Source organism: Streptomyces sp. NPDC006368, from assembly GCF_040612535.1.
Lineage (GTDB): Bacteria > Actinomycetota > Actinomycetes > Streptomycetales > Streptomycetaceae > Streptomyces.
Window position 1 is genome coordinate 153,390 of record NZ_JBEXQK010000004.1, and the last position, 23,511, is coordinate 176,900.

Annotated in this window: 19 protein-coding genes and 1 riboswitch; of the genes, 8 read left to right on the forward strand and 11 right to left on the reverse strand. The window is 72.4% G+C overall.

Going from position 1 to position 23,511, the window contains the following annotated elements:
- The first annotated feature begins 35 nt into the window (after nucleotides 1–35).
- Entirely contained in the window at nucleotides 36–2,993 is a 2,958-nt protein-coding gene (locus tag ABZZ38_RS05805; protein WP_356736127.1) for a DEAD/DEAH box helicase, read from the forward strand.
- A complete protein-coding gene (locus ABZZ38_RS05810) occupies nucleotides 2,990–4,294 on the forward strand; it encodes an SWF or SNF family helicase (RefSeq protein ID WP_356736129.1) in 1,305 nt (434 codons plus the stop codon). The genes ABZZ38_RS05805 and ABZZ38_RS05810 overlap by 4 nt, the downstream gene beginning before the upstream one ends.
- A gap of 579 nt (nucleotides 4,295–4,873) precedes the next feature.
- Here ABZZ38_RS05810 and ABZZ38_RS05815 read toward each other — a convergent pair.
- The 7 genes from ABZZ38_RS05815 to ABZZ38_RS05845 all read right to left on the reverse strand — a co-directional run bounded on the left by ABZZ38_RS05815 (nucleotide 4,874) and on the right by ABZZ38_RS05845 (nucleotide 15,449).
- Nucleotides 4,874–5,740, reverse strand: a complete 867-nt coding sequence (locus ABZZ38_RS05815) for a bifunctional 5,10-methylenetetrahydrofolate dehydrogenase/5,10-methenyltetrahydrofolate cyclohydrolase (protein WP_356736131.1) — start codon at nucleotides 5,738–5,740, stop codon at nucleotides 4,874–4,876.
- Between the two features lie 30 nt (nucleotides 5,741–5,770).
- Nucleotides 5,771–5,859: riboswitch (ZMP/ZTP riboswitch) on the reverse strand.
- Between the two features lie 232 nt (nucleotides 5,860–6,091).
- Nucleotides 6,092–8,788, reverse strand: a complete 2,697-nt coding sequence (locus tag ABZZ38_RS05820) for a SpoIIE family protein phosphatase (protein WP_356736133.1) — start codon at nucleotides 8,786–8,788, stop codon at nucleotides 6,092–6,094.
- Between the two features lie 240 nt (nucleotides 8,789–9,028).
- Nucleotides 9,029–10,474 carry a glyceraldehyde-3-phosphate dehydrogenase gene (locus ABZZ38_RS05825; RefSeq protein WP_356736135.1) on the reverse strand — a complete coding sequence of 482 codons (1,446 nt, stop codon included), beginning with the start codon at nucleotides 10,472–10,474 and terminating at the stop codon, nucleotides 9,029–9,031.
- A 116-nt stretch (nucleotides 10,475–10,590) separates the two neighbouring features.
- Nucleotides 10,591–11,862, reverse strand: coding sequence for a hypothetical protein (locus ABZZ38_RS05830; protein ID WP_356736137.1), 1,272 nt, complete (start codon nucleotides 11,860–11,862; stop codon nucleotides 10,591–10,593).
- Nucleotides 11,863–11,900: 38 nt separating this feature from the next.
- A complete protein-coding gene (locus tag ABZZ38_RS05835) occupies nucleotides 11,901–13,976 on the reverse strand; it encodes a transglycosylase domain-containing protein (protein WP_356736139.1) in 2,076 nt (691 codons plus the stop codon).
- Between the two features lie 427 nt (nucleotides 13,977–14,403).
- Nucleotides 14,404–15,114, reverse strand: coding sequence for a cation transporter (locus ABZZ38_RS05840; protein ID WP_356736256.1), 711 nt, complete (start codon nucleotides 15,112–15,114; stop codon nucleotides 14,404–14,406).
- Entirely contained in the window at nucleotides 15,114–15,449 is a 336-nt protein-coding gene (locus ABZZ38_RS05845) for a metalloregulator ArsR/SmtB family transcription factor (RefSeq protein ID WP_356736141.1), read from the reverse strand. The genes ABZZ38_RS05840 and ABZZ38_RS05845 overlap by 1 nt, the downstream gene beginning before the upstream one ends.
- 200 nt (nucleotides 15,450–15,649) lie before the next feature.
- Between ABZZ38_RS05845 and ABZZ38_RS05850 the strand changes: the two genes are divergently transcribed.
- Entirely contained in the window at nucleotides 15,650–16,138 is a 489-nt protein-coding gene (locus ABZZ38_RS05850; protein ID WP_356736143.1) for a hypothetical protein, read from the forward strand.
- Nucleotides 16,139–16,843: 705 nt separating this feature from the next.
- On the forward strand, nucleotides 16,844–17,932 hold the full coding sequence (locus ABZZ38_RS05855) for a cellulose binding domain-containing protein (RefSeq protein ID WP_356736145.1): 1,089 nt from the start codon (nucleotides 16,844–16,846) through the stop codon (nucleotides 17,930–17,932).
- Nucleotides 17,933–18,042: 110 nt separating this feature from the next.
- Here the strand turns inward: ABZZ38_RS05855 and ABZZ38_RS05860 are convergent, their stop codons facing one another.
- Both ABZZ38_RS05860 and ABZZ38_RS05865 read right to left on the reverse strand, forming a co-directional pair.
- Complete coding sequence (locus ABZZ38_RS05860; RefSeq protein ID WP_356736147.1) at nucleotides 18,043–18,258, reverse strand: ferredoxin; 216 nt, start codon at nucleotides 18,256–18,258, stop codon at nucleotides 18,043–18,045.
- A gap of 5 nt (nucleotides 18,259–18,263) precedes the next feature.
- Complete coding sequence (locus ABZZ38_RS05865; RefSeq protein ID WP_356736149.1) at nucleotides 18,264–19,457, reverse strand: cytochrome P450; 1,194 nt, start codon at nucleotides 19,455–19,457, stop codon at nucleotides 18,264–18,266.
- Nucleotides 19,458–19,580: 123 nt separating this feature from the next.
- On the opposite strand from ABZZ38_RS05865, the gene ABZZ38_RS05870 reads away from it, so the two are divergent.
- Entirely contained in the window at nucleotides 19,581–20,204 is a 624-nt protein-coding gene (locus ABZZ38_RS05870; protein ID WP_356736258.1) for a TetR family transcriptional regulator, read from the forward strand.
- Nucleotides 20,205–20,339: 135 nt separating this feature from the next.
- Nucleotides 20,340–20,792 (forward strand): hypothetical protein, encoded by a 453-nt coding sequence (locus ABZZ38_RS05875; protein WP_356736151.1) that lies wholly within the window; start codon nucleotides 20,340–20,342, stop codon nucleotides 20,790–20,792.
- Between the two features lie 131 nt (nucleotides 20,793–20,923).
- Here the strand turns inward: ABZZ38_RS05875 and ABZZ38_RS05880 are convergent, their stop codons facing one another.
- A complete protein-coding gene (locus ABZZ38_RS05880; protein WP_356736153.1) occupies nucleotides 20,924–21,457 on the reverse strand; it encodes a hypothetical protein in 534 nt (177 codons plus the stop codon).
- Between the two features lie 121 nt (nucleotides 21,458–21,578).
- On the opposite strand from ABZZ38_RS05880, the gene ABZZ38_RS05885 reads away from it, so the two are divergent.
- Nucleotides 21,579–21,752, forward strand: a complete 174-nt coding sequence (locus ABZZ38_RS05885; protein ID WP_356736155.1) for a hypothetical protein — start codon at nucleotides 21,579–21,581, stop codon at nucleotides 21,750–21,752.
- Between the two features lie 107 nt (nucleotides 21,753–21,859).
- Here the strand turns inward: ABZZ38_RS05885 and ABZZ38_RS05890 are convergent, their stop codons facing one another.
- On the reverse strand, nucleotides 21,860–22,132 hold the full coding sequence (locus ABZZ38_RS05890; RefSeq protein WP_356736157.1) for a hypothetical protein: 273 nt from the start codon (nucleotides 22,130–22,132) through the stop codon (nucleotides 21,860–21,862).
- A 701-nt stretch (nucleotides 22,133–22,833) separates the two neighbouring features.
- Between ABZZ38_RS05890 and ABZZ38_RS05895 the strand changes: the two genes are divergently transcribed.
- Nucleotides 22,834–23,109, forward strand: a complete 276-nt coding sequence (locus ABZZ38_RS05895) for an alpha-amylase (protein WP_356736158.1) — start codon at nucleotides 22,834–22,836, stop codon at nucleotides 23,107–23,109.
- Nucleotides 23,110–23,511 lie beyond the last annotated feature (402 nt).

Genomic DNA, 23,511 nt, shown 5'->3' on the forward strand with positions numbered 1-23,511 from the left:
GCCCGCTAGTCAAATTTGAGGAGTGCGTCAGCGCTGTGCACCGGCTTTCCGAAGCAACGCCACCCCTTGACCCCGGCGTCTCCCAACTCGCCCGCTGTTCCACCGTATTCCTGCCCGCCGATCCCGCCCGTGCGGGTCGCGTCGCGTTCTGGCTGCCCGACTGTGGTGAGCTTCCCGCGTCCCTCCACGGCCGTCGCGAGGACCTGACCGTCCTCGCGGATGACGCGCGGACCCGCACGGTACGGGCTCTGCTGACGCCCGTGCGCGACGCACTGCCGCTCCTCACCCGGGCCCGCCTTTGCGCGCACGCCTCCCCCGCCACGGCGTTCTGGGGCGTGGCTGCCCTGATGGCCCTTCACCTCGTGGCGGAGGGACGGCTGTTGCCGGGCCTGAGCCCGGGAGACCACGACGTCTGGCGGGCGGGGCCCCTCGCCCCGGAGGACCTGGAGCGGCTGCGTACGCTCGCCGCGTCGATGCCGCCCGACGCCCACGCGGTGCCCGTCGGCACGACGGAGGACGGGATGCCGCTGTTGCCCGCGCCCGAGCGGCTGCTGCGGTCCTTCCTGGACGCGGTGGCCGACGTGCTGCCGCGCACGCCGGCGGCGCCGCTCGCGGCGGGCGGCGAGGCGTTCGCGGCGGAGGCTCCGCAGTACGTCCCGGAGCAGCGCGCCTGGGCCGCGGATGTCGCGGCCGGCCACGACGCGGGCGTACGGCTCTCGCTGCGCGTCGAGATCACCGGCCTGGACCGGGAGGTCGCCGCCCCGGGCCGGGAGCGCGGCCTCGCACCCGGAGCGGCGCAGGAGCCGACGGTGGCGCACGAGCCGGAGACCGGGGAATTCGGCGGCCCGGCCTTCCGTGCCGTCCTGCAGATGCACAGCGTCAGTGACCCGGCCCTGGTCGCCGACGCCGCCGAGGTGTGGTCGGGCACCGCTGGGGGCAAGGGCGACGCGTTCGGGCCCCGCGCCCGGATGGACGCGCTGCTCGCGCTGCGCCGCGCCGCCCGCGCCTGGCCGCCGCTCGCCCCGCTCCTGTCGGCCGCCGTACCGGACGCCGTCGACCTGGCCGACGAGGAGGTCACCGAGCTGCTGGGCGAGGCGGCGCGCGCTCTGGCGTCCACCGGCGTGCAGGTGCACTGGCCCCGGCAACTGGCGCGCTCGCTGACCGCGCGGGCGGTGATCGGGTATCCGGACGACGAGGAGCGGCATGTCCCCGACGGGGAGGTCTCGGGGCTGCCGTCGTTCCTGTCCGCCGACGCCCTGCTCACCTTCGACTGGCGCTTCGCGCTGGGCGACCGGGAACTGGACCGGGCCGAGCTGGATCGGTTGGCCGAGGCGGGGCGCCCCCTGGTGCGGCTGCACGACCAGTGGGTGCTGGTCGACCCCGGTGAGGCCCGGCGGGCCCGCGCCACGCAGGACCGCAACGTCACACCGATCGACGCCCTCGGCGCCGTACTGACCGGGCACACCGAGGTGGACGGCCGCCGCGTCGGCGTAGCGGCCACCGGCCGGCTGCGCGCGCTGCGCGACCGGCTCGCGGACCCCGAGGGCGGCCGGCAGGAGATCGGGCAGCCGCCGGCGCTCGCCGCGACCCTGCGCGACTACCAGCTGCGCGGCCTGAACTGGCTGCACCGCATGACCTCGCTCGGCCTCGGCGGCTGCCTCGCCGACGACATGGGCCTGGGCAAGACGATCACCCTCATCGCCCTGCATCTGCACCGGCAGACCGACCCGTCGGCCGCCGGTCCCACCCTCGTCGTCTGCCCGACGTCCCTGATGGGCAACTGGCAGCGGGAGATCGAGAGGTTCGCGCCGGGCACGCCGGTGCGCCGCTTCCACGGCCCCGCCCGCGACCTGGAGGGCCTCGTGGACGGGGAGTTCGTGCTCACCACCTACGGCACGATGCGGCTCGACGCCGCGCGGCTCGCCCGGGTGACCTGGGGCCTCGTCGTCACCGACGAGGCCCAGCACATCAAGAACCCGTACTCGGCGACCGCCCGGCAGCTGCGCACGATCGGCGCCCCCGCGCGCGTGGCGCTGACCGGCACCCCGGTGGAGAACAACCTCTCCGAGCTGTGGGCCATCCTCGACTGGACCACCCCCGGGCTGCTGGGGCGGCTCACCGCGTTCCGCAGCCGGTACGCCCAGGCGGTGGAGGGCGGCGCCGACCCGGCCGCGGCCCAGCGGCTGGCGGCGCTGGTGCGGCCGTTCCTGCTGCGCCGCCGAAAATCGGACCCCGGCATCGCGCCGGAGCTGCCCCTGAAGACGGAGACCGACCGGGCCGTGTCGCTCACCCTGGAGCAGGCCGGTCTGTACGAGGCGGTGGTGCGCGAGACGCTGGCGGCCATCGCCCAGGCGGACGGCATGGAGCGGCGCGGCCTGGTCGTGAAGCTGCTCACCGCGCTCAAGCAGATCTGCAACCACCCCGCGCAGTACCTCAAGGAGGAGCGGCCCCGCATCGCGGACCGGTCCGGAAAACTGGAGCTGCTGGACGAACTGCTCGACACGATCCTCGCCGAAGGGGCGAGCGTGCTGGTGTTCACGCAGTACGTGCGGATGGCGCGGCTGCTGGAGCGGCACCTGGCGGCGCGGGGCGTACGGACGCAGTTCCTGCACGGAGGCACCCCGGTCGCCGAGCGGGAGGCGATGGTGACCCGATTCCAGGACGGCGAAGTCCCGGTGTTCCTGCTGTCGCTGAAGGCTGCGGGCACCGGACTCAACCTGACCCGCGCGGGCCACGTCGTGCACTACGACCGCTGGTGGAACCCCGCCGTCGAGGCGCAGGCCACGGACCGGGCGTACCGGATCGGGCAGACGCAGCCGGTTCAGGTGCACCGGCTGATCGCGGAGGGCACCATCGAGGACCGGATCGCCCACATGCTGGCGCGCAAGCAGAAGCTGGCGGACGCCGTGCTCGGCTCCGGCGAGGGCGCGCTGACCGAACTGACCGACGCCGAACTGGCGGAGCTGGTCGAGCTGCGAGGGAGCGGGCGATGAACCGTGACACCGACAACGAGCGTACGTTCGCGGCGCTGCCGCCCGCGCGGGGGCGTGGTTTCGCACAGACCTGGTGGGGCCGGGCGTGGCTGCAGGCGCTGGAGGACACCGCGCTCGACGGCGCGCAGCTGAAGAGGGGGCGCAAGCAGGCTCAGGACGGCGCGGTGGGCGCGGTGTCCGTCAGGCCCGGCCGGATCACGGCGGTCGTCAGGGACCGAGACGGCAGCGCTCACCGGAGCGATGTGCTGTTGCAGGAACTCACCGAGGCCCAGTGGGAGCGGTTCGTGGACATGGCGGTCGACCGGGCCGGCCACATCGCGGCGCTGCTGGACCGGGACATGCCGCCGCATCTGGTCGAGGACGCGGCGGCGGCCGGGATCGAGCTCCTGCCGGGCATCGGTGACGTCGAGCCGGAGTGCACGTGCGGCGCCTGGGACCACTGTCCGCACACGGCGGCGCTCTGCTATCAGGTGGCGCGGCTGCTGGATCAGGATCCGTTCGTCCTGCTGTTGACGCGTGGCCGTGGGGAGCGGCGGCTGCTGGACGAGCTGCACGTACGGAGTGCGGCGCGGGCGGCTCGGATCGCTCGGGACGGGCCGGACGAGTCGGACGAGCCGGTGCCCGCCCCGGCCGCGGCGGAGGGCGTGCGGGCCGACGAGGCGTTCGCGGCGCGGGACATCCTGCCGGCGCTACCCGCCCCTCCCCCGCTGCCGGAGCGGCCCGGTGAGCCCCCGGCGCTCGACACGGAGACGGAGCCCGCGCCGGGTGTCGACCCGGCGGCGCTGCGACTGCTCGCCGCGGACGCGGCGGCGCGGGCGCATCGGATGCTCGCGGACGCCCTCGCGCCCGGCCATCGGAACCGGCCGCTCGAAGAGGAGCTGACCCGGGAACAGGACGCGGTACGGCTGGCCGCCGGCCTGGAGGAGGAGCCGGGGATCGCCGGTCGGCTGGCGGCCGGGACCGGCCGTCGCCGCGCGGACCTGGACCTCGCCACGCGCGCGTGGCGACTGGGAGGGCCCGCGGGCCTCGCCGCACTGGAGGAGGTGTGGACTCCCGGACCTGAGCTCCTGGCGCGGGCGAAGTCGCAGCTCGCCGAGGCGGCTGAGGACGGTGAGCAGCCTCCCCCGCGCGCGTCCGGCCCGGGCCGCTGGACGGTGCCGGGCACGGACACCCAGCTCCGGCTGGGCCGGGACGGCCGCTGGTGGCCGTACCGGAAGGAGGGCGCCCGCTGGGCCCCGGCCGGTCCACCAACCCCTGATCCGGCGTCGGCCCTCGCGGGGCTGCTGAACGGGGAGGCGTGAGGAGGACGCCCGGGTTACGGGGAGTCAGGGGCGGGTTTCGCCGGTCCGGGATTCCGCATGGCTCGGCACGGCCCCGCTCCGGGTCGGGTCGAACGGGAAACGGGCGGTGATGCGGCGCGCGGTGCCGTGCTCCACGTGCACTGCGGGGTCAGGCACCGGACGAGGACCGGGATCGCGGCGCGAGAGGGCCGGGGCCTTCCCCTGCTCCACGCCCCTGCCACTCCGTCCCGGCCGCTCCGCCCCGGCCGCCGCGACACGTTGCGGAGGCCGGGTCGGGGCGTGCCGGATCCCAGGGGCGTGCCGGATCCCAGGGCTCCACCTGATGCGGCGGCGGGTCGACGGCCCGACGGTTCACCGCCGGTGAAGGCCGGAGCGGCTGTCGCCGGCCGAGCGTGGGTGGGTGAACGCCGGCTCACGGCCGGATGTGGTTGGCCGCCTCGCGCCCGTGCCCACACGCGCGTGGCCGGTGACGCGGACACGCTCCGCTGCCGGCCTCGGCCCGCCGGCCGTACCGGGGCATACACCACCACCCAGGCCGGTGCCGGCGGGGCCGCGACCGTCACGCGCGCGTGCCGAGCCTTACGCGTACGCGAGCTGCCGCTCGGCCGCGTCGACGGTCTGCGCGAGCAGCACCGCGATGGTCATCGGCCCGACGCCGCCCGGTACCGGGGTGATCAGGCCCGCCCGCGCGGCGGCGCTCCCGAAGTCGACGTCGCCGACGTTTCCCTCGTTGTAACCGGCGTCGATCACGACGGCGCCGGGCTTGATGTCCTCACCCTTGATGAACCGGGGCCGGCCGACGGCGGCGATCAGGATGTCGGCCTCGCGCACGGCCGCCGCGAGGTCGGTGGTGCGGGAGTGGCAGTACGTCACGGTGGCGTCGCGGGCGAGCAGCAGCATGCCGGCGGGCTTGCCGAGGATGGCGCTGCGGCCGACGACGACGGCCCGCTTGCCGGAGGGGTCGACGTCGTACGCGTCGAGCAGCCGCATGATGCCGCCGGGGGTGCAGGAGGCGAACCCGGGCAGGCCGAAGCTCATGCCCGCGAAGGAGCTCGTGGTCACACCGTCGACGTCCTTCTCGGGAGCGATGGCCTCGAACGCGGCCCGCTCGTCGATGTGCGGGCCCACGGGGTGCTGGAGGAGGATGCCGTGCACCTCGGGGTCGTCCGACAGGGTTCGGAGGGTCGCGACGAGTTCCGCGGTGGTGGTCGTGGCGGGCAGTTCGATGTGGCGGGAGCGGATTCCGGCCTTCTCGCACCGGGCCCGCTTCATCCGCACGTACGTCACGGAGGCCGGGTCCTCGCCGACCAGGACGGTGGCGAGACAGGGCTGTGCGCCGGTGCGGCGCGTGAGGTCGGCGGCGCGGGCGGCGGTCTCCTCGACGAGACGGCGGGCGAGACCGCTGCCGTCCATGAGGCGGGCGGTCGACGCGGAGGTGGGGGACATGGGCGGCTCCTGAGCATCGTGTGGCTCGTGGTGGCTCGCCCAGGCGCGCGGCATCGACGTCGGTCCGCCAGGCCGCTCCCCGGTGGTTCTCCACCCAAGCGCCAGTCACGGCCCGCGGCCCACTCTACGGGAGGGCACACACCGGCGGTACGGGAGGGGCCGCACCGGCCCCGTCAAGCCGGCCCGGGGAGTGGCGACAGCATCGGTGGCCTCTGCCGGTGGCGGCGTCCGGTCGGCACGCGAGGGTGCCCGAATGTCCGGAACACCGGAGGGGTTCGTACGCAACACGTCGTGTTCCCGCCGACGGGGCCTGGACCGGTGCGCTCATCGGCCGGTGACGTGCGCGGTACGTCACAGCGGACTGTCATCCCACGCGTCGAGGAAGATGTCGGTGAAGGACTCGCCGGTCGTCGAGGACCCGTCGGTCGCCGGGGGCCCGCCGTCGTGCGGCGGTTGCTCGGTCCAGATGACCTTTCCCCGGGGGGTGTAGCGGGTGCCCCAGCGGTGGCAGAGGTGGGCGACGAGGAACAGTCCGCGCCCGCCCTCGTCGGTCGTCGCCGCACGGCGGAGATGGGGTGAGGTGCTGCTGGCGTCGGACACCTCGCAGATCAGACTGCGGTCGAGCAGGAGCCGTACGTGGATGGGGGGCGACCCGTAGCGGATGGCGTTGGTGATCAGCTCGCTGAGGATCAGCTCGGTGCTGTAGCCGATCTCCTCCAGGCCCCACTCCCGGAGCCGTTCCCCGCACTGGGCGCGCACCGGGGCGACGGCGGCGGGGTCGGGGGGAACGTCCCAGTCGGCGACCTTCCCGGGGTCGAGCAGGTGGGTGCGGGCGACCAGCAGGGCGATGTCGTCGCCGGCCCGGTCGGGCAGCATGGTGTCGATCACCGCCTGGCAGATGCCGTCCGGCGTGCGGTCCGCAGCGGCGGCCAGGGAGGTGCGGAGCTGTTCCAGCCCTGTGTCGATGTCGCGGGCGCGGTCCTCCACGAGGCCGTCGGTGTGGAGCACCAGTCGGCTCCCTTCGGGCAGGTGCAGCTCCGCGCACTCGAACGGCAGACTGCCGCTCAGCCCCAGCGGCGGAGAAACCGGCACCTCAGGGAAGTCGACCGTGCCGTCCGGGCGCATCACCACCGGGCCGAAATGCCCGGCGCGGGCCACGGTGCACGAGCCGGTCACCGGGTCGTACACGGCGTACAGGCAGGTGGCCCCCGTGATGCCGCCGGCGTCGTCTCCCTCGTCCTGGTCGATGCGGGCCACGAGCTCGTCCAGGCGTCCGAGGAGTTCGTCGGGCGGGAGGTCGAGTGCGGAGAAGTTGTGCACGGCCGTGCGCAGTCGGCCCATGGTGGCCGCGGCGTGCAGTCCATGGCCGACGACGTCGCCCACCACCAGGGCGACGCGGGCGCCGGGCAGCGGGATGACGTCGAACCAGTCGCCTCCCACTCCGGCCTGGGCGGGCAGATAGCGCCACGCGACGTCCAGGGCGTTCTGCTCGGGCACGCCACGGGGCAGCAGGCTTCGCTGCAGGGTGACGGCCATGGCGTGTTCGCGGGTGAAGCGGCGGGCGTTGTCGATGGCCACCGCCGCGCGTGCGGCCAGCTCCTCGGTGACGGACACGTCTTCGTCGTCGAACGCCGGTGAATCGGCCGCCCGCCAGAAGGTGGCCAGGCCCAGCACCGCGCCCCGGGCCCGCAGGGGGACCGCGATCAGTGAGTGCACCCCGGCCGCCAGGACCCGCTCCGCCCGCCGCGCGTCCTGGGTCCGGAAGCCCTCGTCCCGGTCCAGCCCCCGCCGCAGCACCGGGCGGCCGGACTCCAGGGCGCGTACCTGCGGCGTGGCGGGCATGAAGGTGATCAGCTCGCCGACCGGATACAGCGGCAGGTCCTCCCGCAGCCCGCCGACCGCGGCACGCCGCACCTGCCCTCCCGCCCTGCCGGGCTCCTCCCCGTGGATCACCGCGTCCAGCAGATCGACGGTGACGGCGTCTGCCAGACCCGGGACGGCCACGTCCGCCAGTTCCTGAGCCGTGCGCACGACGTCCAGCGTGGTGCCGATCCGTACGCCGGCCTCGTACAGCAGCGCCAGCCGGTCCCGCGCCGCCTGGGCCCGCCCCGTCAGCGCCCTCAGCTCGGTGGAGTCCCGCAGCGTCACCACGCTGCCCGCCGGCTCCCCGTAGAGTGCCGCCGACCGCTTGTTCACCGCCAGCAGCCGGCCCGCGGCGGGGTGCACCGCGTCGGTCACCGGGCCGTCCGACGTCAGCAACTCCGTCGTCTCCGCGTCCAGACCCAGTTCGGTCACCCGTCGGCGGTCCGCGTCCGGCGGCAGGTGGAGCAGCCGGCGTGCCTCGTCGTTGGCCAGCAGCAGCCGCCCGTCGCTGCCGATGATCAGCACGCCCTCCCGCACCGCGTGCAGCACCGCGTCGTGGTGCTCGTACATGCGCGTCATCTCGGCCGGATCCAGGCCGTGCGTCTGCTTCCTCAGCCGCCGTGACACCAAAGCCGTGCCGGCCGCGGCCAGTGCCAGCGCCCCCACTGCCGAGCCGATCAGCACCGGCAGTTGCCGGTTCAGCGCGCCCTGGAGGGATTCGACGGTGATGCCCACCGAAACGATGCCGGCGATCGTTCCGTCCGGCCGCACGATCGGGGCGGTGGTGTCGACCGCGGGACCCAGGCTGCCCGTGAAGGTCGTGGTAATCGTCCGGCCTTCCAGCGCCTCGTCATAGCTGCCGATGACGTGCTCGCCGATCCGGTCGGGGTCGGGGTGGGTGTAGCGAATGCCCTGTGTGCTGAACACGACGATGTAGTCGACGCCGGAGCTCCGGCGAATCGCTTCGGCGCGCGGCTGGAGCGCTCCTACCGGGTCGGGTGTGTCCAGCGCCCGCACCGCCCCGGGCGCCTGGGCGAATGTCACCGCGATGTCGAACGACCGCTGCTCAGCTTCTTGAGTGCCGTCCCGGCGCGCGTGCAGCACGAGGAACGTCACCGCCGCGACGACCACGAGCAGCACGACGACGACCTGAAGCAGGAGGACCTGGCCGGCCACGCTGCGCATCGACAGGAGCGTGCGCACGCGCGGCCACGGGGAGCGACGTGGCGCCTCCCGGCCGCTGGACGGCCGATCCACCCGGCGCCGGGATCGCCCGAAATGTCCAGTCACGCGTCATTTCTAACACTGCCCGGCCCCAGGGGGCCTCCGTGACGCCACCACACCGGACGGGGCGGTGGTCCGGCCCGGCACCGTCGCCCCGGACTGCCGGGGCGACGGTGGGACGGATCGGGCCGTCCGCCGGGATCAGACCGCCGGGGCCGGGTAGGTCGGGTACTCCACCCCGGAGACGTGCTGGACGACGCGGATGACCTGGCAGGAGTAACCGAACTCGTTGTCGTACCACAGGTAGAGGATCGCGTTGTCGCCGTCGACCTTGGTGGCGCCGGCGTCGACGATCGAGGCGTGGCGCGAGCCGATGAAGTCGCTGGAGACTGCGTCGGGGGCGCTGATGAAGTCGATCTGGCGCTTGAGCGGCGAGGTCAGCGACACGTTGCGGAGGTAGTCGAGGACCTCGTCACGCGTGGTCTCACGGCCGAGCCGCAGGCTGAGGATCGCGATCGAGACGTCCGGCACCGGCACACGGATCGAGCTGCCGGTGATCGGCGCCTTCAGGTCGGGCAGCGCCTTGGCGACGGCGGAGGCCGCACCGGTCTCGGTGATGACCATGTTGAGCGGCGCCGAGCGGCCGCGACGGTCGGCCTTGTGGTAGTTGTCCAGCAGGTTCTGGTCATTGGTGAACGAGTGGACGGTCTCCACGTGGCCCCGCAGGACGCCGTACTCGTCCGCCATCGCCTTCAGCGGCGGCACGATCGCGTTGGTGGTGCAGGACGCGCAGGACAGGATCCGCTCGTCCGGCTTGATCGTGTCGTGGTTGACGCCGTGCACGATGTTGGGGACGTCGCCCTTGCCCGGCGCGGTCAGGACGACCTTGGCGATGCCGGGGCGCAGGTGGTTCGACAGGCCCTCGCGGTCGCGCCACTTGCCGGTGTTGTCGATGAGGATGGCGTCCTTGATGCCGTACGCCGTGTAGTCGACCTCCGACGGGTCACCGGCGTAGATCACCTTGATCTCGTTGCCGTTGGCGACGATCGTGCTGTTCGCCTCGTCGACGGTGATCGTGCCCTGGAACTGGCCGTGGATGGAGTCACGGCGCAGCAGCGAGGCCCGCTTGACGATGTCCTGCTCGCCGCCCCGGCGGACCACGATGGCCCGCAGCCGCAGGCCGTTGCCGGAGCCGGTCTTCTCGATCAGCAGGCGGGCGACGAGGCGGCCGATGCGGCCGAAGCCGTAGAGGACGACGTCGCGCGGCTCACGGCGCTCGATCTTGTTGGCACCCGTGGCGCCGGAGACGGCCTCGGCGGTGAACTCCTCCACCGACAGACCGCGGTCGTCGCTCCTGTACGTCGCGGCGAGCATGCCGATGTCGATCTGGGAAGGGCCGAGGTCGAGCGCGGTGAGGGCCTGCAGGAACGGCAGCGTCTCGGTGACCGTGAGTTCCTCACCGGCGATCTGCCGGGCGAATCGGTGGGTCTTGAGGATGCTGACCACCGACTTGTTCACCAAGGAGCGGCTGTGGAGCAGGACCGTGACGTCCCGCTCCCGGTGCAGCTTCCCGATTATCGGGATCATCGACTCCGCGATCTCCTCGCGGTTCTTCCAGTTGGTGAACGAGTCTTCGTTGACAGTCACAGGTTTATCTTTCGAGCTAGGCGGCGCTCATATGCTAACCCCCCGCCACTTTGATCATTCAAACGGGCCACCCGAGCGGGCTGCACCGGCCGCCGGCACGACCGGGCGCGGCCGTGTCAGGTGCCGGGCGACGCCCAGCCGGCGGGCTGCGCGGGGTCGAGCGCGCGCCACTGGGCCAGCACCTCGGGGTCCTGGGCGTCGAGCCAGTCGGTGAGTTCGCTGAACGAGACGCAGCGGGTCTCCTCGCGCCGGCAGATGTCGCGCATCACGTCCTCCACGGCGTCCATGTAGATGCCGCCGTTCCAGTCCTCGAAGTGGTTGCCGATGAACATCGGCGCCCGGCTGCCGTGGAACACGCGTTCGTAGCCCGCGAGGTACGAGTCCCGGGTCTGCTTGCGCCATTCGGCGTACCGCGCCGGATCGCCCTGGGTGAGGCCCTGCGACTGGTTGTACAGGTAGTTGAAGTCCATGGACAGGACCTGGAAGTCCTTGCCGGGGAAGGGAAGCATCTGCAGGGGCAGGTCCCAGACCCCGCCCTTCTTCGACGGCCAGAGCTGGAAGTCGCCCGAGGAGCTCGCGTCGTAGCGCCACCCGAAGGCCTTGGACGCCGGTATGAGCGTCTTCTGGCCCTCCAGACAGGGCGCGCGCCCGCCGACGACCTCACGGGTGGGGTCGAACGGCAGCGGGTCGAGGTCGTGGAACCCGGTGTTCGTCTTCCAGTTCTGCACGAAGGAGTAGAACTGGTCGATCTCGCTGGTCCACTCCTCCTGGCTCCAGTCGGCGCCCCCCTTGGCTCCGCAGAAGTGGCCGTTGAAGTGCGATCCGATCTCGTGCCCCTCCTTCCACGCCTTGCCGAGCTGCTCCAGCGTCATGCGGATGTGCTCGCGGGTGGGGTAGGAGATCGCCGCCTCCCCCACGCCGTGCTGGGGGGGCTGGTACAGGTTCTTCTGCTCCTTGGGCAGCAGGTAGATGCCCGTGAGGAAGAACGTCATATGGGCGCCGCTCTCCTCGGCCACCCTCCGGAAGCGGGAGAACAGCCGGTCGTCGCCCTCCAGGGCGCCGTCCCAGGAGAAGACGACGAACTGCGGGGGCTTCTCGCCCGGCTTGAGACGTTCGGGCTTCAACTGGCCGGGTTGGGGGCCGGTGTACGAGGTGGACCCGTCGCCCAGGATCCGGACCTTGCCGTCCCACTTCTCCTCGTCGGCGCCCTTGGCGGCGCCGAGGCCCTTCTGCCCGGCCGTGGAGCGCGGCGCGGGGGCCGTCGTGGGCGTGGTCGAAGGCGCCGCGTCGTCCTGCGCGTCGCCGCCCGTCGCCAGGGGCAGCAGCGTGACCGAGCCGGTCACGACGAGTACCGCCGCGACGCCGAGGCCCACGGAGCGCGTGCTCATCCGGGCCCAAGCGCGCCGCACGGCCGGTTTGTTCCACATCATCCTGACATCCCCCCTTGGGTCTCGGTTCGGTTCGTGGTCCGCGATACCGCTTCCGTGTACTGGTCGAAGATCTCGGCAGGCCGGTGGGCGCCGTCCGGGGAGTCGCCGCCGAGTCCTTCGAGCGGCAGTGGCGCGAGGCTCTTGGTGAGGTCCATCCGGTAGACGACGACGGCCGTCGACTCGCCGCGGGTGTATCCGACGTACCACCGGGCCGTGTCGTCGAGGGTCCCCCCGGTCTTGCCGGCGTGCTCGTCACGGCCGCCGGGGTCGCCGGGACCTCCGGAGCCGAGCGCCTCGGTGACCTGGGCGGCGACGGTGGCGCTCATGGCCCGTTGCGAGCGCGGTGCGGTCAGGGGCACCGGGGCGCCGTTGCGGGTGACGCGCCGGACGGAGTACGGCTCCGTGTGGGTGCCCTTGGCGGCGAAGGTGCTGTAGGCGGCGGCCACGCGGATGGCGCTCGGGGTGGAGTTGCCGAAGGAGAAGTCCGGCACGGGCGGCCCGAAGCTGGAGGCGAGCAGCCCGGCCGACTGGGCCGTGCGGCGCACCCGGTCCAGGCCCACGTCCATGCCGAGCTGCAGGAAGGGCGCGTCGGCGGAGTCCGCCATGGCCTGGCGCAGGGAGATACGGCCATGGGAGCGGCCGTCGAGGTTGTGGGCCTTGGCCTTTCTGCCGCCCCGGTCCCAGTAGGGCCCTTCGGGCGTCCGGAGAACGACACCGTCGTTCCCGTCGTAGACGGTCGAGGGGGTGACGGGGATCCGGGGGCCGTTGCGCGTGCGCTGGACGCCGTGTTCCAGGGCGGCGGCGTAGACGAAGGGGGTGAAGGCCGTTCCGGCCGGGACGGTGGAGGCGTTGGACTCGTTGAAGGCCTGCTTCTTGTAGTCCGGTCCGCCGTGGACGGCCAGGATACGGCCGTCGGGGGCGACCGACGCGGCGCCGAAGCGGGCGTACCGGTCGGCCTCGCGGTCCTTCGGATCGAGGCCGGCCCGGGCCTCCCCGACCGCCTTGGTGAGGGCGGCCATACGGCGCTTGTCGAAGGTCGTGTAGATCTGGTAGCCCCCGAGGGCGAACTGCTCCTCGGTGATGTGCCCCGCGCGCTTGGCGTACGTCTCGGCGAGCTCGACGAGGTAACCGTCCTGTCCTCCGGCGCTGTGCGGCTTGGCCAGTGCCTTCGGTTCGGGGAACGTCGTGTACCGGGCGCGCTCCTCCGGTGTGAGCTTGCCGATCTCGACCATTCGGTCCAGCGTCCACGACCAGCGCTGGACGGCGCGCTCGCGGTTGCCCGGCCGGAGGGCCGGGTCGTAGAGCGAGGCGCCCTTCAGCATCGCGGCGAGGAAGGCGCCCTCACTGGCGTTGAGCTGGGTGACCTCTTTGCCGTAGTACGCCTGGGAGGCCCGCTGAAGGCCGTAGGTGCCCCGGCCGAACCAGCTGGTGTTGAGGTACTCCTCCAGGATCTGGTCCTTGCTGAGGTGGCGGTCCAGCTTGATGGCCAGCAGCATCTCGGTGAACTTGCGGGAGAACGACTGTTCCTGTGTGAGGTAGACGTTCTTCACGTACTGCTGGGTGATGGTGGAGCCGCCCTGCGTGTCACCGTCGCCGACCGTTCGCCACAGGGCGCGGGTGACGCCGCCCACCGAAACGCCGGGGTCGGAGTAGAAGCCGGCGTTCTCGGCGGCGAGCACGGCCCAGCGGACGTGCTCGGGGATCTTCTCCAGAGGCATCTCCTGCCGGCTCACCCAGCCCGTACGGGCCATCGGCGAACCGTCCGACCAGTAGTAGACGTTGTCCTGCTGGGTGGCGAAGGCGTTGAGGTCCTCGGGTATCTCCGTGCGCGCGTAGGCGATGCCGACCAGGATGACGAGCGCCGACACGGCCGTGCCGAACGACGCCAGCAGCTGCCGCCAGGAGGGTATCCACCGGCGCCAGCCACTGCGGCCCGAACGCGGATAGTCCGGTCGCCTCAGGCGCGACTGGCGGGGCTTCGCCCGCTTACCCCGGGGTCTGCCCCTGGTCAGGGGTATCGCCGCGTCCCGCAGGTTCCGCGCGGCTCTTCTGTTCGTGCTCTGCTCGGTCATCCCCGTCCAGCCATGACTAGCGGCTGGGCCCCCCGCAACCGCGAGCGCCCTTCCGACATCTGTGTAAGCGGCGCGACGAATCCACCACACAATCACCCCCAGCAACCTGACCGAGAGTGATCCCCGCGACGTCGCGTAAAGATAACAGGCTCTTCCGGCGCTCCCACGGAAACGGTTCAGATCGGGAGCTACGGCGCGACAGCGAGGGCGAGGGCGTGTACCACGGCGGCGGAAATGCCGGTGATGGGAACAGTGCGTGTCGGACGACCGGGTCCGGGCCAACGGTCGGGATGAGGCGTTGGACGCGCGGATCCCGCCCGGCGCGGAAGGCGGGCAGGCGCGGCGCCGCGCTGAGCTGGAGGGAGGGCGACGGCCACGGCGTCGGCGTCGGCGTCGGCGTCGGCGTCGGCGTCGGCGTCGGCGTCGGTCATGTGCCGCAGTCGCACCCGGGGCGGCAGCCACACGAGTCGGCTCCGGCGGCCGGTGTCGTCGCCGCGGCGGCGGGTGGCGCGCAGCAGCCCCTGCCCCGCCAGGCGTCCCGGCCCTCCTTCACCGCGAGGGCGGCGATGACCAGGGCGGCGAGGGGATCGGCCCAGGACCAGCCGAGAGCGGCGTTGAGGACCAGGCCGACCAGGAGGACGGCGGAGAGGTAGGTGCACAGCAGGGTCTGCCGGGAGTCCGCGACCGCCGAGGCGGAGCCGAGCTCCCGGCCGGCGCGGCGCTGAGCGGCGGACAGGAAGGGCATCACCGCCAGCGACAGCGCGGCGATGACGATGCCGGGGACCGATCGCTCCACGTCCGCGGCTCCCGTCAACGCGCGGGCGGCGTCGAGGGTCACGTAGGCGGCGAGCGCGAAGAAGGAGACGGCGATGACGCGCAGCGCCGTCTTCTCCCGGGCCTCGCGTACGGCGTGGTCGCGGGCGGAGAACTGCCAGGCGAGCGCCGCGGCGGATGACACCTCGATGACGGAGTCCAGGCCGAACCCGACCAGCGCCGTCGAAGAGGCGATCACCCCGGCGGTGACGGCGACGATCGCCTCGATGGCGTTGTAGGTGATGGTCGCCGCGACCAGGAGCCGTATCCGGCGGGCGAGGGCGTCACGGCGGGCCGGGGTCGGCCCGAGGGATATCGCGGTCATCAGCAGCAGCCCCGGGCGTCCGCGTCCGGGCACGAACGGTCCGCCTCGACGGCCACGACCGCGTCGCGCAGGTCGTCCAGCGCGCGCCCCAGCCGTTCGTCCGCCAGTTCGTAACGGACGCGACGGCCCACCGGCGCGGTGACCACCAGGCCGCAGTCGCGCAGGCAGGCCAGATGGTTCGACAACCGGGTCCGGGAGACCTCCAGGGCGGCGGCGAGGTCGGAGGGATAGGCCGGGCCTTCGCGCAAGGCCAGCAGCAGACGGCACCTGATCGGATCGGCGAGCGCGCGGCCGAACCGCGCCAGCACCTCGATGTCACGAGCGAGAGTCAGCACACCACGACAGTACACAAATTCCTGAATCCATCAAACCCTGAACTGTCGGCGTCCGGGAAGCTGCCGGGAGCCGGCACCACCCACCGTCGGTCATGCCGGGGCGCGTTGGCCCAAAACGGCCACCGTGATCGCTACATCCCGCGCCGCAAGATCACCTACTGTCATCCGCCAAGAGGTCATGTGATCAAGGGAGTGGGACCATGCGTAAGACCGGCAGATTCCTCACCGCCGCGGCCGCCCTCATGGGCAGCACGCTTCTCACGGCGGCGCCGGCCGAGGCCGCGCCGTACTGGCAGACGGTGTCCACCAACCTCAGCTGGAAGTGTGCCCCCACCGCGGCCCACCCCGCCAAGGCGGGTGTGGGGTACCAGGCCTGTCTGGTGAGGAACGCCTACGACGACGCGCAGGTCGTGCTCGTGGTCGTGAACAACTCCTCCTCCGCCGTCACCATTTCGGGCACCGTCACATCCAGCTTCGGGCCCGACGCGTCCTGTTCGGCATACAACCTCGCGGTCGGCGAACGCCGCGGTTGCTTCGGCACGACCGGGCCCATCGCGGAATGCCTGTACGGAGCCGGGTTCCCCGACCCCGGCGAGCAGAACTACGGCGGCACCGTACGGCTCACGGTCAACGGCGTCGGCAAGTCCATGGACTCCCCCACCACGGAGTGTGTCGAGCCCCCGGCGTGAGCATCAGTGGCGTGTGCTGGGCGCGGTGGTGGCGGGCGACAGGAGTTCCCCGACACGCTTGACCCGGTAGGTGACGGTGTGCCCATGTCATCGGCTTCCTGATCGTCGGCCGGATCCGGCTCACCCGGCACCATGTGGCGCCGCGCGGAACGCGCGGACCGGGCGCTGCTCGCACTCGGCCTCGCCCTGCCGCTGTTCGTGGCGCCCATCCCATGGACGGCGAGCCTGCCGGCGGAACATCTCAGGGGCAGTCACGGCGATCAGGTGCTCACCTGCGGCGAGCCACGTCGGCGTCACCCCGGGAGAAGCCGTCTTCCTCCATCGCAGCCGGTGGTGGGCCCCCGGGCCGGACCGCTCGATCCCGGGACCACTCCCGCACGTGGACATCCGTCGCCCACCGAGAGGCCCCCGCGAGCCGGAGCCCGGCTCCGCCGGGTACGGAGGGCCCGGAGGAGCCCGAAGACCTGCCGGGCACGGACGTCTGCCGCGACTCGGCGGCCACCGGGGAACACCCCGGTCGCCCTGCCGCGTGGCACGGTGTGTCGGGCTCCCTCCCATGGCCGGATCGGGCCCGCAGGGATTGACGCTCACCCCTGCCGCCCCGATAGTTCCTGGGAGCGCTCCCACCGAGCGCGCCCGGTCGTACCGCACCCCTGCCGCCGGCTCCGTTCCCGGCCCCCCGTCCCTGCTTTCCGAGGAGCGTCCATGACCACCTCGCGACGACATCGGCTCCTTGCGCTCCTGGCGCTGCTGGTGACCCTGCTGGCCACCCAGGTGGCAGCGGTCGGCACGGCCGGCGCGGCGCAGCCCGCCGGGGCCGCCGCCCCCACCCGCGTCATGCTGCTGGGGGACTCCATCACCGGGAACAACGGCTGCTGGCGGGCGCTGCTGTGGCAGCACCTCCAGAGCACGGGGCACACCGGCGTCGACTTCGTGGGGACCCGGCACAACCCCTACTGCCAGGGATCCTTCGACGCCGACAACGAGGGGCACGGCGGCTATCTGGCCACCGGCATCGCCGCCGACAACCACCTCCCCGGCTGGCTGTCCGCCGCCCGGCCGGACATCGTGATGATGATGCTCGGCACCAACGACGTGTGGAGCCACCTGCCCACGTCCGCCATCCTGAACTCCTACACCACGCTGCTGAACCAGATGCGTGCCGACAATCCGGACGTGCAGCTTCTCATCGCACAGATCCCGCCGATGAGTCCGAGCGGCTGCGCCGACTGCGCCGACGGCGTGGTGGGTCTCAACAACGCCATCCCCGCCTGGGCCTCCGCGCACCGTACCGACCGGTCACCGATCACCGTGGTCGATCAGTGGACGGGCTTCGACACGGCCGCGGACACCACCGACGGCGTGCACCCCAATGAGACCACCGGCATCCGGAAGCTGGAAAGCCGCTGGTACCCGGCGCTGACCGCGGCCCTCCGCAGCGGCGGCGGCCCCGGTCCCGGTCCCGGTCCGGGCACGGGTGGTTGCCGCGTCGCCGTCACGACCCACAGCTGGAACTCGGGCCTGACCGCCTCCGTCACCGTCACCAACACCGGCACGGCCTCCATCGACGGCTGGTCCCTCGGCTTCACGCTCCCCGCCGGCCAGACCATCACCACCGGCTGGAACGCCGCCTTCAGTCCCCGTACCGGCTCGGTCACCGCCGCGAACGCGCCGTACAACGCCACCATCGGCCCGGGCAGCGGCATCACCATCGGCTTCCAGGCGACCCACACCGGAAACGCCGCCGCCCCCGCCGCCTTCACCCTCAACGGCGCCGCCTGCACGATGGTGTGACCGACCCCGGGGCGCGGCCCGGCCGCAGGGGCGGGCCGCGGCGTCCGGCGCGAGGCCGGGCGGGACGGGGCGAGACCCCAGGGGTGAGGGGCGGGGGCAGGGGCGGGGCGTCAGGGGCGGGGGCCGATGGTGCGGTGGCCGTCGCGGACGACGATGGCCAGCGCCGGGCAGGAGTCGGCGGCGTCCACGGCGCGTTCATCGGCCGGGATCTCCTGGCGTACCGGCTCGGCGCGGTCCCCGTCCAGCCGGAACAGGTCGGGGGCGAGGGCCGCGCAGATGCCCGAGCCCATGCACAGCTCCTGATCGATCCGGGTGGTCCAGGACATGGCGGTCACCATCCCACCGGCATCTCGCGGGGGCCTCGGACCAGCATCTGGTTCTTCCACACGACGTCGCCCGCCAGGTGGAGACGGGGGAAGCGGGTGATCAGCGCCCGGAGTGCCTCCTGGAGTTCGAGGCGGGCCAGCGGCGCACCGAGGCAGTGATGGACGCCGTGACCGAAGCCGAGGTGCTGCACCCCGGCGCGGGTGACGTCGAGCCGGCCCGGCGCGTCGAACTTCAGCGCGTCCCGGTTCGCGGCGCCGACCGCGACGAGCACCGGCTCCCCCGCCCGTACGAGGGTGCCGCCCACCTCGATGTCCTCGGTGGCGTAACGGGGGAACGCGGCGCCGCTGCCGAGCGGGACGAACCGCAGGAGTTCCTCGACCGCGCCCGCGATGAGGTCCGGCCGTTCCCGCAGGAGCGCGAGCTGATCGGGGTGGTCCAGGAGGGCGTGGACGAAGTTGGGGATCTGGCTGGCCGTGGTCTCGTGGCCGGCGATCAGGATGCCGACGCACAGGTCGACCAGTTCGAGCTCGCTCAGCCGGTCACCGGTGTCGCGCGCCTCGATCAGCGCCGACATCAGATCCGGGCGGGGATGGTCGCGGTGATCCCGGATCAGCTCGGCCATGTAGGCGCGCAGTTCCTCGCGGTTGCGGTGGAATTCCTCGGCGGTCAGGGAGCTGGTCGACAGCGCCGCGTCGCTCCACACCCGGAATTTCGGCCGGTCCTCCTCGGGTACGCCGAGCATTCGGCAGATCACGGCGACCGGGATGGGCAGGGCGTAGTGCTCGACGAGGTCGGCAGGGGGGCCGGCGGCCTCCATCTCGTCGAGGAAGCCGTGCGCCAGTTCCCGCACTTGCGGGCGCAGCTTCTCCACGCGGTGCACGGTGAAGGCCCTCGCCACCAGGGTGCGCAGCCGGGTGTGCTCGGGCGGGTCCATGCCGAGGATGCCACTGTCCTGCTGGGCCTCGGACTGCCGTGGCTCGTCGTGTCGCTGCCCCTCCGCCCGGCTGAAGCGCCGGTCGCCGAGGACGAGGCGGGCGTCGGCGTAGCGGGTGGCCAGCCACGCGGGCTCGCCGTAGGCCATCCGTACGCGTAACAGTCCAGGTCGTTCGAGCGCCTGCGCGTACGCGTCGGCCAGCCCGATCCCCTCGGGTTCGTTGAACGGATAGGTGAGGATCTCCTGCTCGTCCGTGCTCGTCATCCCGCGACCTCCATGGTGTAAGCAGCCGCTTACGAACCTAGAGTTGGCCGGGTGACGCAGTCAACGGCGCGTACGGGGGGCGCCTTTGAGGTGCGGCGGGCGGCGAGCGAGGGGTGGCGGGAAATGGTGGTGGGAAAGCCGGGTGGAGAGGCTGCGCCGGGGGGTGGTGGGTCGACGCGGGAGCGGCTGCTCTCGGCCGCGTCGGCCCTGTTCGCCGAGCGGGGTTACGAACGGGCGACCGTGCGGGACATCGCCGCCCGCGCCGGGGTCAACCAGGCGCTTCTCTTCCGCCATTTCGGCTCGAAGCAGGCCCTGTTCGGGGAGGTGATCGCGCAGAGCGGGCACGAGCAGCTGCGGAGCACTCCGGCGCGGGAACTGGTCGAAGCGGTGTTGCGGTCCCTGATGCAGCCCGCCGCGAGCGCCGGTGAGCGCTCCGGGGCCGACCGGTCCCTGGAGACCCTGCTGCGGTCGGTCGGCGGAAGCAACGAGGTGTCGGCGGCGGTGAGCGCGCTGGGCGACGACTACGCCCGCGCTCTGGCCACGCTCAGTACCGCCGATGACAGGGACCTGCGCGCCGACCTCGCCCTGTCATGGCTTCTGGGGATCGGTCTGACGCGCGTGGTCGTGGGGAAACGGCCCCTGGTGGAGGCGGACCCGGACGAGGTGTGCCGCCTGGTCGGGGGCGCGCTGAACCACCTGCTCGAAGACCTCCCCCGTCCGGGATGTGACGGCTCGTCACCTCCGTGACGCGGGGGCCGCTGCCGGGCCCGCGTCCGGCTGAACCGCCTTCGGGCGCCCCCGGCAAACGTGGTTGGATGTCCACCGCTACAGATCCCTTGCACACAAGGGAACACGGTCATGCGAGTACGAGGAACGGGGACCATGCGCAGGACGGTTACCGCAGTGGCTCTCGCCGTCACGGCGGCACTGCTGACAGGTTGCGGAAGCGACAACGGGAACGCGAAGGGCAAGACGGGCGGCGACAGCGGCAAGGCGCCGGAGACCACCCGCAGCGCGCCGCCCACTCCCGCGGCGGGTGAGGCGACCCACGAGGTGACGCTGGAGGTCCGGGGCACCGGCAGCACGCAGATCATGTGGCACGCCGCCGGGAGCGGCTTCGAGCAGCAGACGCTGCCGTGGTCGAAGACGGAGACCGTCGAACTCACCGCCGCGGAGCAGAAGGTGGGCTACCTGCTGTCGGTGGTCCCCGGTTCGGTCAAGGGCGCCGACGGGATGCTGAAGCAGGCCCCGTGCACCATCAAGGTCGACGGCAAGCAGGTCGCGGACAACGACGGTGGGAAGAACCCGAAGGGCTGCACCTACAAGCTCACGTAGCCGGCCCGGCCCGGGAGTCATGGCCGGTGGCACCCCGGAGGGTCAACCGTCCCTCGACGGGCGCCGCCGCCGACGGTCACCGGCGTGGTGCCGCACGGCCCGGGCGGGGGCGGTGTGCGCGGCGTGAAGGCCTACCGCCCGTAGGACCGCCGGCGCGTCAGCGGACCGACGTCGGCGTGGCGGCCGGGGCGGAGGGCGGCGTGACGCTGTCCGGGGCCGCGTCCGTCGCGCGCGGCGAGGGCGTCGGCGACCGCACCTGTGGCGAAGGCGTAGACGGCCTTGTGCAGCACGTCCACGAACAGCTCCTTCCGGGGCCAGGTCGACGGCGGCGCGCCGACGCCGGTGGCGTTCTCCAGGATCTGGTCGTTGGTCAGCCGCACCACGGCGAACTGCGCCGACGCGAGCGGCCCCCGCAGACCGGATTGAGCCATGACCGACCGCAGTACGCCCAGGAGCGCGGCCTGGCCGAAGTGCATCGCCCAGTTCACCGGCAACGGCTGCTTGCCGGGCCTCTCCCGCAGGCCCGTCAACCGCTCCAGCACGCGAGCCGGTACGTGAGAGTCCGGGCGGCCGGTCACCCGCTGTTCCGCCTTCTCGCCCAGTGTCATCACGAGACCGCCGACGGTCCCGGCGGCCAGCCCTTGCCACACAGCGCGCTTCATCATGCCGCCCCGGGTACCCATACCGGCAGATCTCACCCCACGGCGCCCTGGACCCCGGCAGGGACACCGTTTTCACCCGCTGGTCAGGGGCAGGCGCTTCAACAGCGTCTACGAAAGGACCGACATGAGCGCCGGAGAGAAGGCCAAGGCCAGGACCGAGCAGGTTGTCGGGAAGGCCGTGAGGAAGGCGGCCCACGCGATGGGCCAGGAGACGACCGCCGCCAAGGGGGCGGCCTTGGAGGCACGGGGCAAGGCCCGGGCCACCAAGGAGGGAGCGAAGGACGGCTTCCGTCACTGACCGCGTTCCGGCGGGACGGGGAGGAGGGGCCCGGTGCGTGGCAATCACGCACCGGGCCCCTCCTCACATCGCCGGGAGCATGGCCGGGAGCGGTACGGGCAGCACTTTCAGGACGTCGTGTCCACGTCGATGTCGGTGCTGCCGCAGCTGTTCTTGCTGTACGCGACCGGGGCCTGGTTGACGTTTCCTCCCAACAGGCCCGGTTGCCTCGGCTGCCGGACGTCTGCCTCGGGTCCGGCGCCGGTCCGCACACAGGTGTTGTCGAACGCCGCGTCGCCGACCGTGCCGATACCTCCCGCCCACGCCGGTGCCGCGCTTGCGGCCGTCACCACCGTCCAGAGCACCGCCGACACCGCTGTCGACCTCACACGCCTGCTCACAATCGCTTCCTCCCGATTCCATAGGGACCCTTCCGCCCGAACAGCCCCCTTGCCCTGCCAAGGTCACGCCCCGCCGAGGTCCCCGCCGGCCGCTACGCCATCGCCCGCCGCGTCCGCCGCGTCGCCACCCGGCGCTCCGCGAGGTCAGCGCCCGCCCAATCGCCGTACGTCCACGCCTAGGACCCCGAGTCGTGGCGCCGCCCGGTCGACGCGAGGGGCGTGGAGTTCTACCGATGGGAGGCGTCCCGCGTGAGGGCGTCCGTGGGCCGGCAGGCGTGGTGATGCGGCGGGCGGCGGGCAGCCCGCCCGTGACCATAACTTCTCGAAGACAAGGGCCAGAGACCACGGGTACGGGTTCCGGTCGGATTCCCACGTCGCATGACCGGACACCGTCTGTCGGCGGGGACACGCGCACGACCTGCCGCAGGGACGCTCTCGGGGCGCCGCGCCTTCATGCGTGGCGGCCGACAGCCATGGGGAGAGAGTCCCTTGGCCACGCGAGCCTGAGCTGCGCCTTTCGTAAGAGAAAGGCGGCGCCCCCCTGGCGACCGGCAACTCATGGAAGCCTTGCGCAAGTTGGCGAAAATATTTTCAGCCATGCCCAGAAGCGTTGATACTGGCAGCGTCTCATTCGACCTATGAAGGCTGGAGCTGTCATGCCTCAAGCTGTGCGTTCAGTCATATGCGGAGTTGTCGGCCTGGTGCTGTCCGTCGCAGGCTCGACGCAGGCCGCAGCGGCGGAGGCGGCGAGCGTCGACGGAGCGGCACCCGCGTGTGTGCGGTACTCGACGAGCTGGCGCTACACGTTCGTCAGCAATGGCTGCGACACCCCGCAGCAGGTGACGGTCGAGTACCGCGACGGCACCTCCGTGCCCTGCCGCACGGCGGCCCCCGGCGACACGGTGACCTTCCCCGGCTACGGCACCACCGGCAACGAGGTCCTGGGCGTGGCGGTCTGCGGCACCACCCCCGCCTGACGCCCGCACCGTGGTGCCGGATCGGTGTCCGGCACCACGACCGCCGCCATGGGCGCGCCTTTCACGGTCGAGTCCGACGGGGAAGCCGGGGGCGCCCACGCCTGGTCGAGTCAGCGGGGTGGCGGTTCGCGGCGTCCGGGCGGCGCGCCTCACCGCCCGGACGCGGGGGCGAGCCGACCGGACGTCCTCGACCGGGCCGCGGTGAACTGGGCCGCACGTGCCTCCCGGCGGGAAATCATCCGCCGCACACCTCTTGCCATCCCCCGCGTACCCGGCAGTAGCCTTGCGCCACCCCGCCTCCGGCACTCGTGCCGTACCCCCGCGACGGCCACGGGCCCCGATCCGCCGGCCGCCTCTCAGTCTTTCCGTGACCCGGGAACGACGCGCTCCGTCATCGCCACC

Bases quoted from the DNA above. Each gene is read 5' to 3' on its own strand.
- ABZZ38_RS05810 (WP_356736129.1), top strand. From the start codon at position 2,990: ATGAACCGTGACACCGACAACGAGCGTACGTTCGCGGCGCTGCCGCCC.
- ABZZ38_RS05865 (WP_356736149.1), bottom strand. From the start codon at position 19,457: ATGACGAGCACGGACGAGCAGGAGATCCTCACCTATCCGTTCAACGAA.
- ABZZ38_RS05820 (WP_356736133.1), bottom strand. From the start codon at position 8,788: ATGCGCAGCGTGGCCGGCCAGGTCCTCCTGCTTCAGGTCGTCGTCGTG.
- ABZZ38_RS05885 (WP_356736155.1), top strand. From the start codon at position 21,579: ATGAGCGCCGGAGAGAAGGCCAAGGCCAGGACCGAGCAGGTTGTCGGG.
- ABZZ38_RS05875 (WP_356736151.1), top strand. From the start codon at position 20,340: ATGCGCAGGACGGTTACCGCAGTGGCTCTCGCCGTCACGGCGGCACTG.
- ABZZ38_RS05840 (WP_356736256.1), bottom strand. From the start codon at position 15,114: ATGACCGCGATATCCCTCGGGCCGACCCCGGCCCGCCGTGACGCCCTC.
- ABZZ38_RS05880 (WP_356736153.1), bottom strand. From the start codon at position 21,457: ATGATGAAGCGCGCTGTGTGGCAAGGGCTGGCCGCCGGGACCGTCGGC.
- ABZZ38_RS05815 (WP_356736131.1), bottom strand. From the start codon at position 5,740: ATGTCCCCCACCTCCGCGTCGACCGCCCGCCTCATGGACGGCAGCGGT.
- ABZZ38_RS05830 (WP_356736137.1), bottom strand. From the start codon at position 11,862: ATGAGCACGCGCTCCGTGGGCCTCGGCGTCGCGGCGGTACTCGTCGTG.
- ABZZ38_RS05860 (WP_356736147.1), bottom strand. From the start codon at position 18,258: ATGTCCTGGACCACCCGGATCGATCAGGAGCTGTGCATGGGCTCGGGC.
- ABZZ38_RS05835 (WP_356736139.1), bottom strand. From the start codon at position 13,976: ATGACCGAGCAGAGCACGAACAGAAGAGCCGCGCGGAACCTGCGGGAC.
- ABZZ38_RS05850 (WP_356736143.1), top strand. From the start codon at position 15,650: ATGCGTAAGACCGGCAGATTCCTCACCGCCGCGGCCGCCCTCATGGGC.
- ABZZ38_RS05870 (WP_356736258.1), top strand. From the start codon at position 19,581: ATGGTGGTGGGAAAGCCGGGTGGAGAGGCTGCGCCGGGGGGTGGTGGG.
- ABZZ38_RS05855 (WP_356736145.1), top strand. From the start codon at position 16,844: ATGACCACCTCGCGACGACATCGGCTCCTTGCGCTCCTGGCGCTGCTG.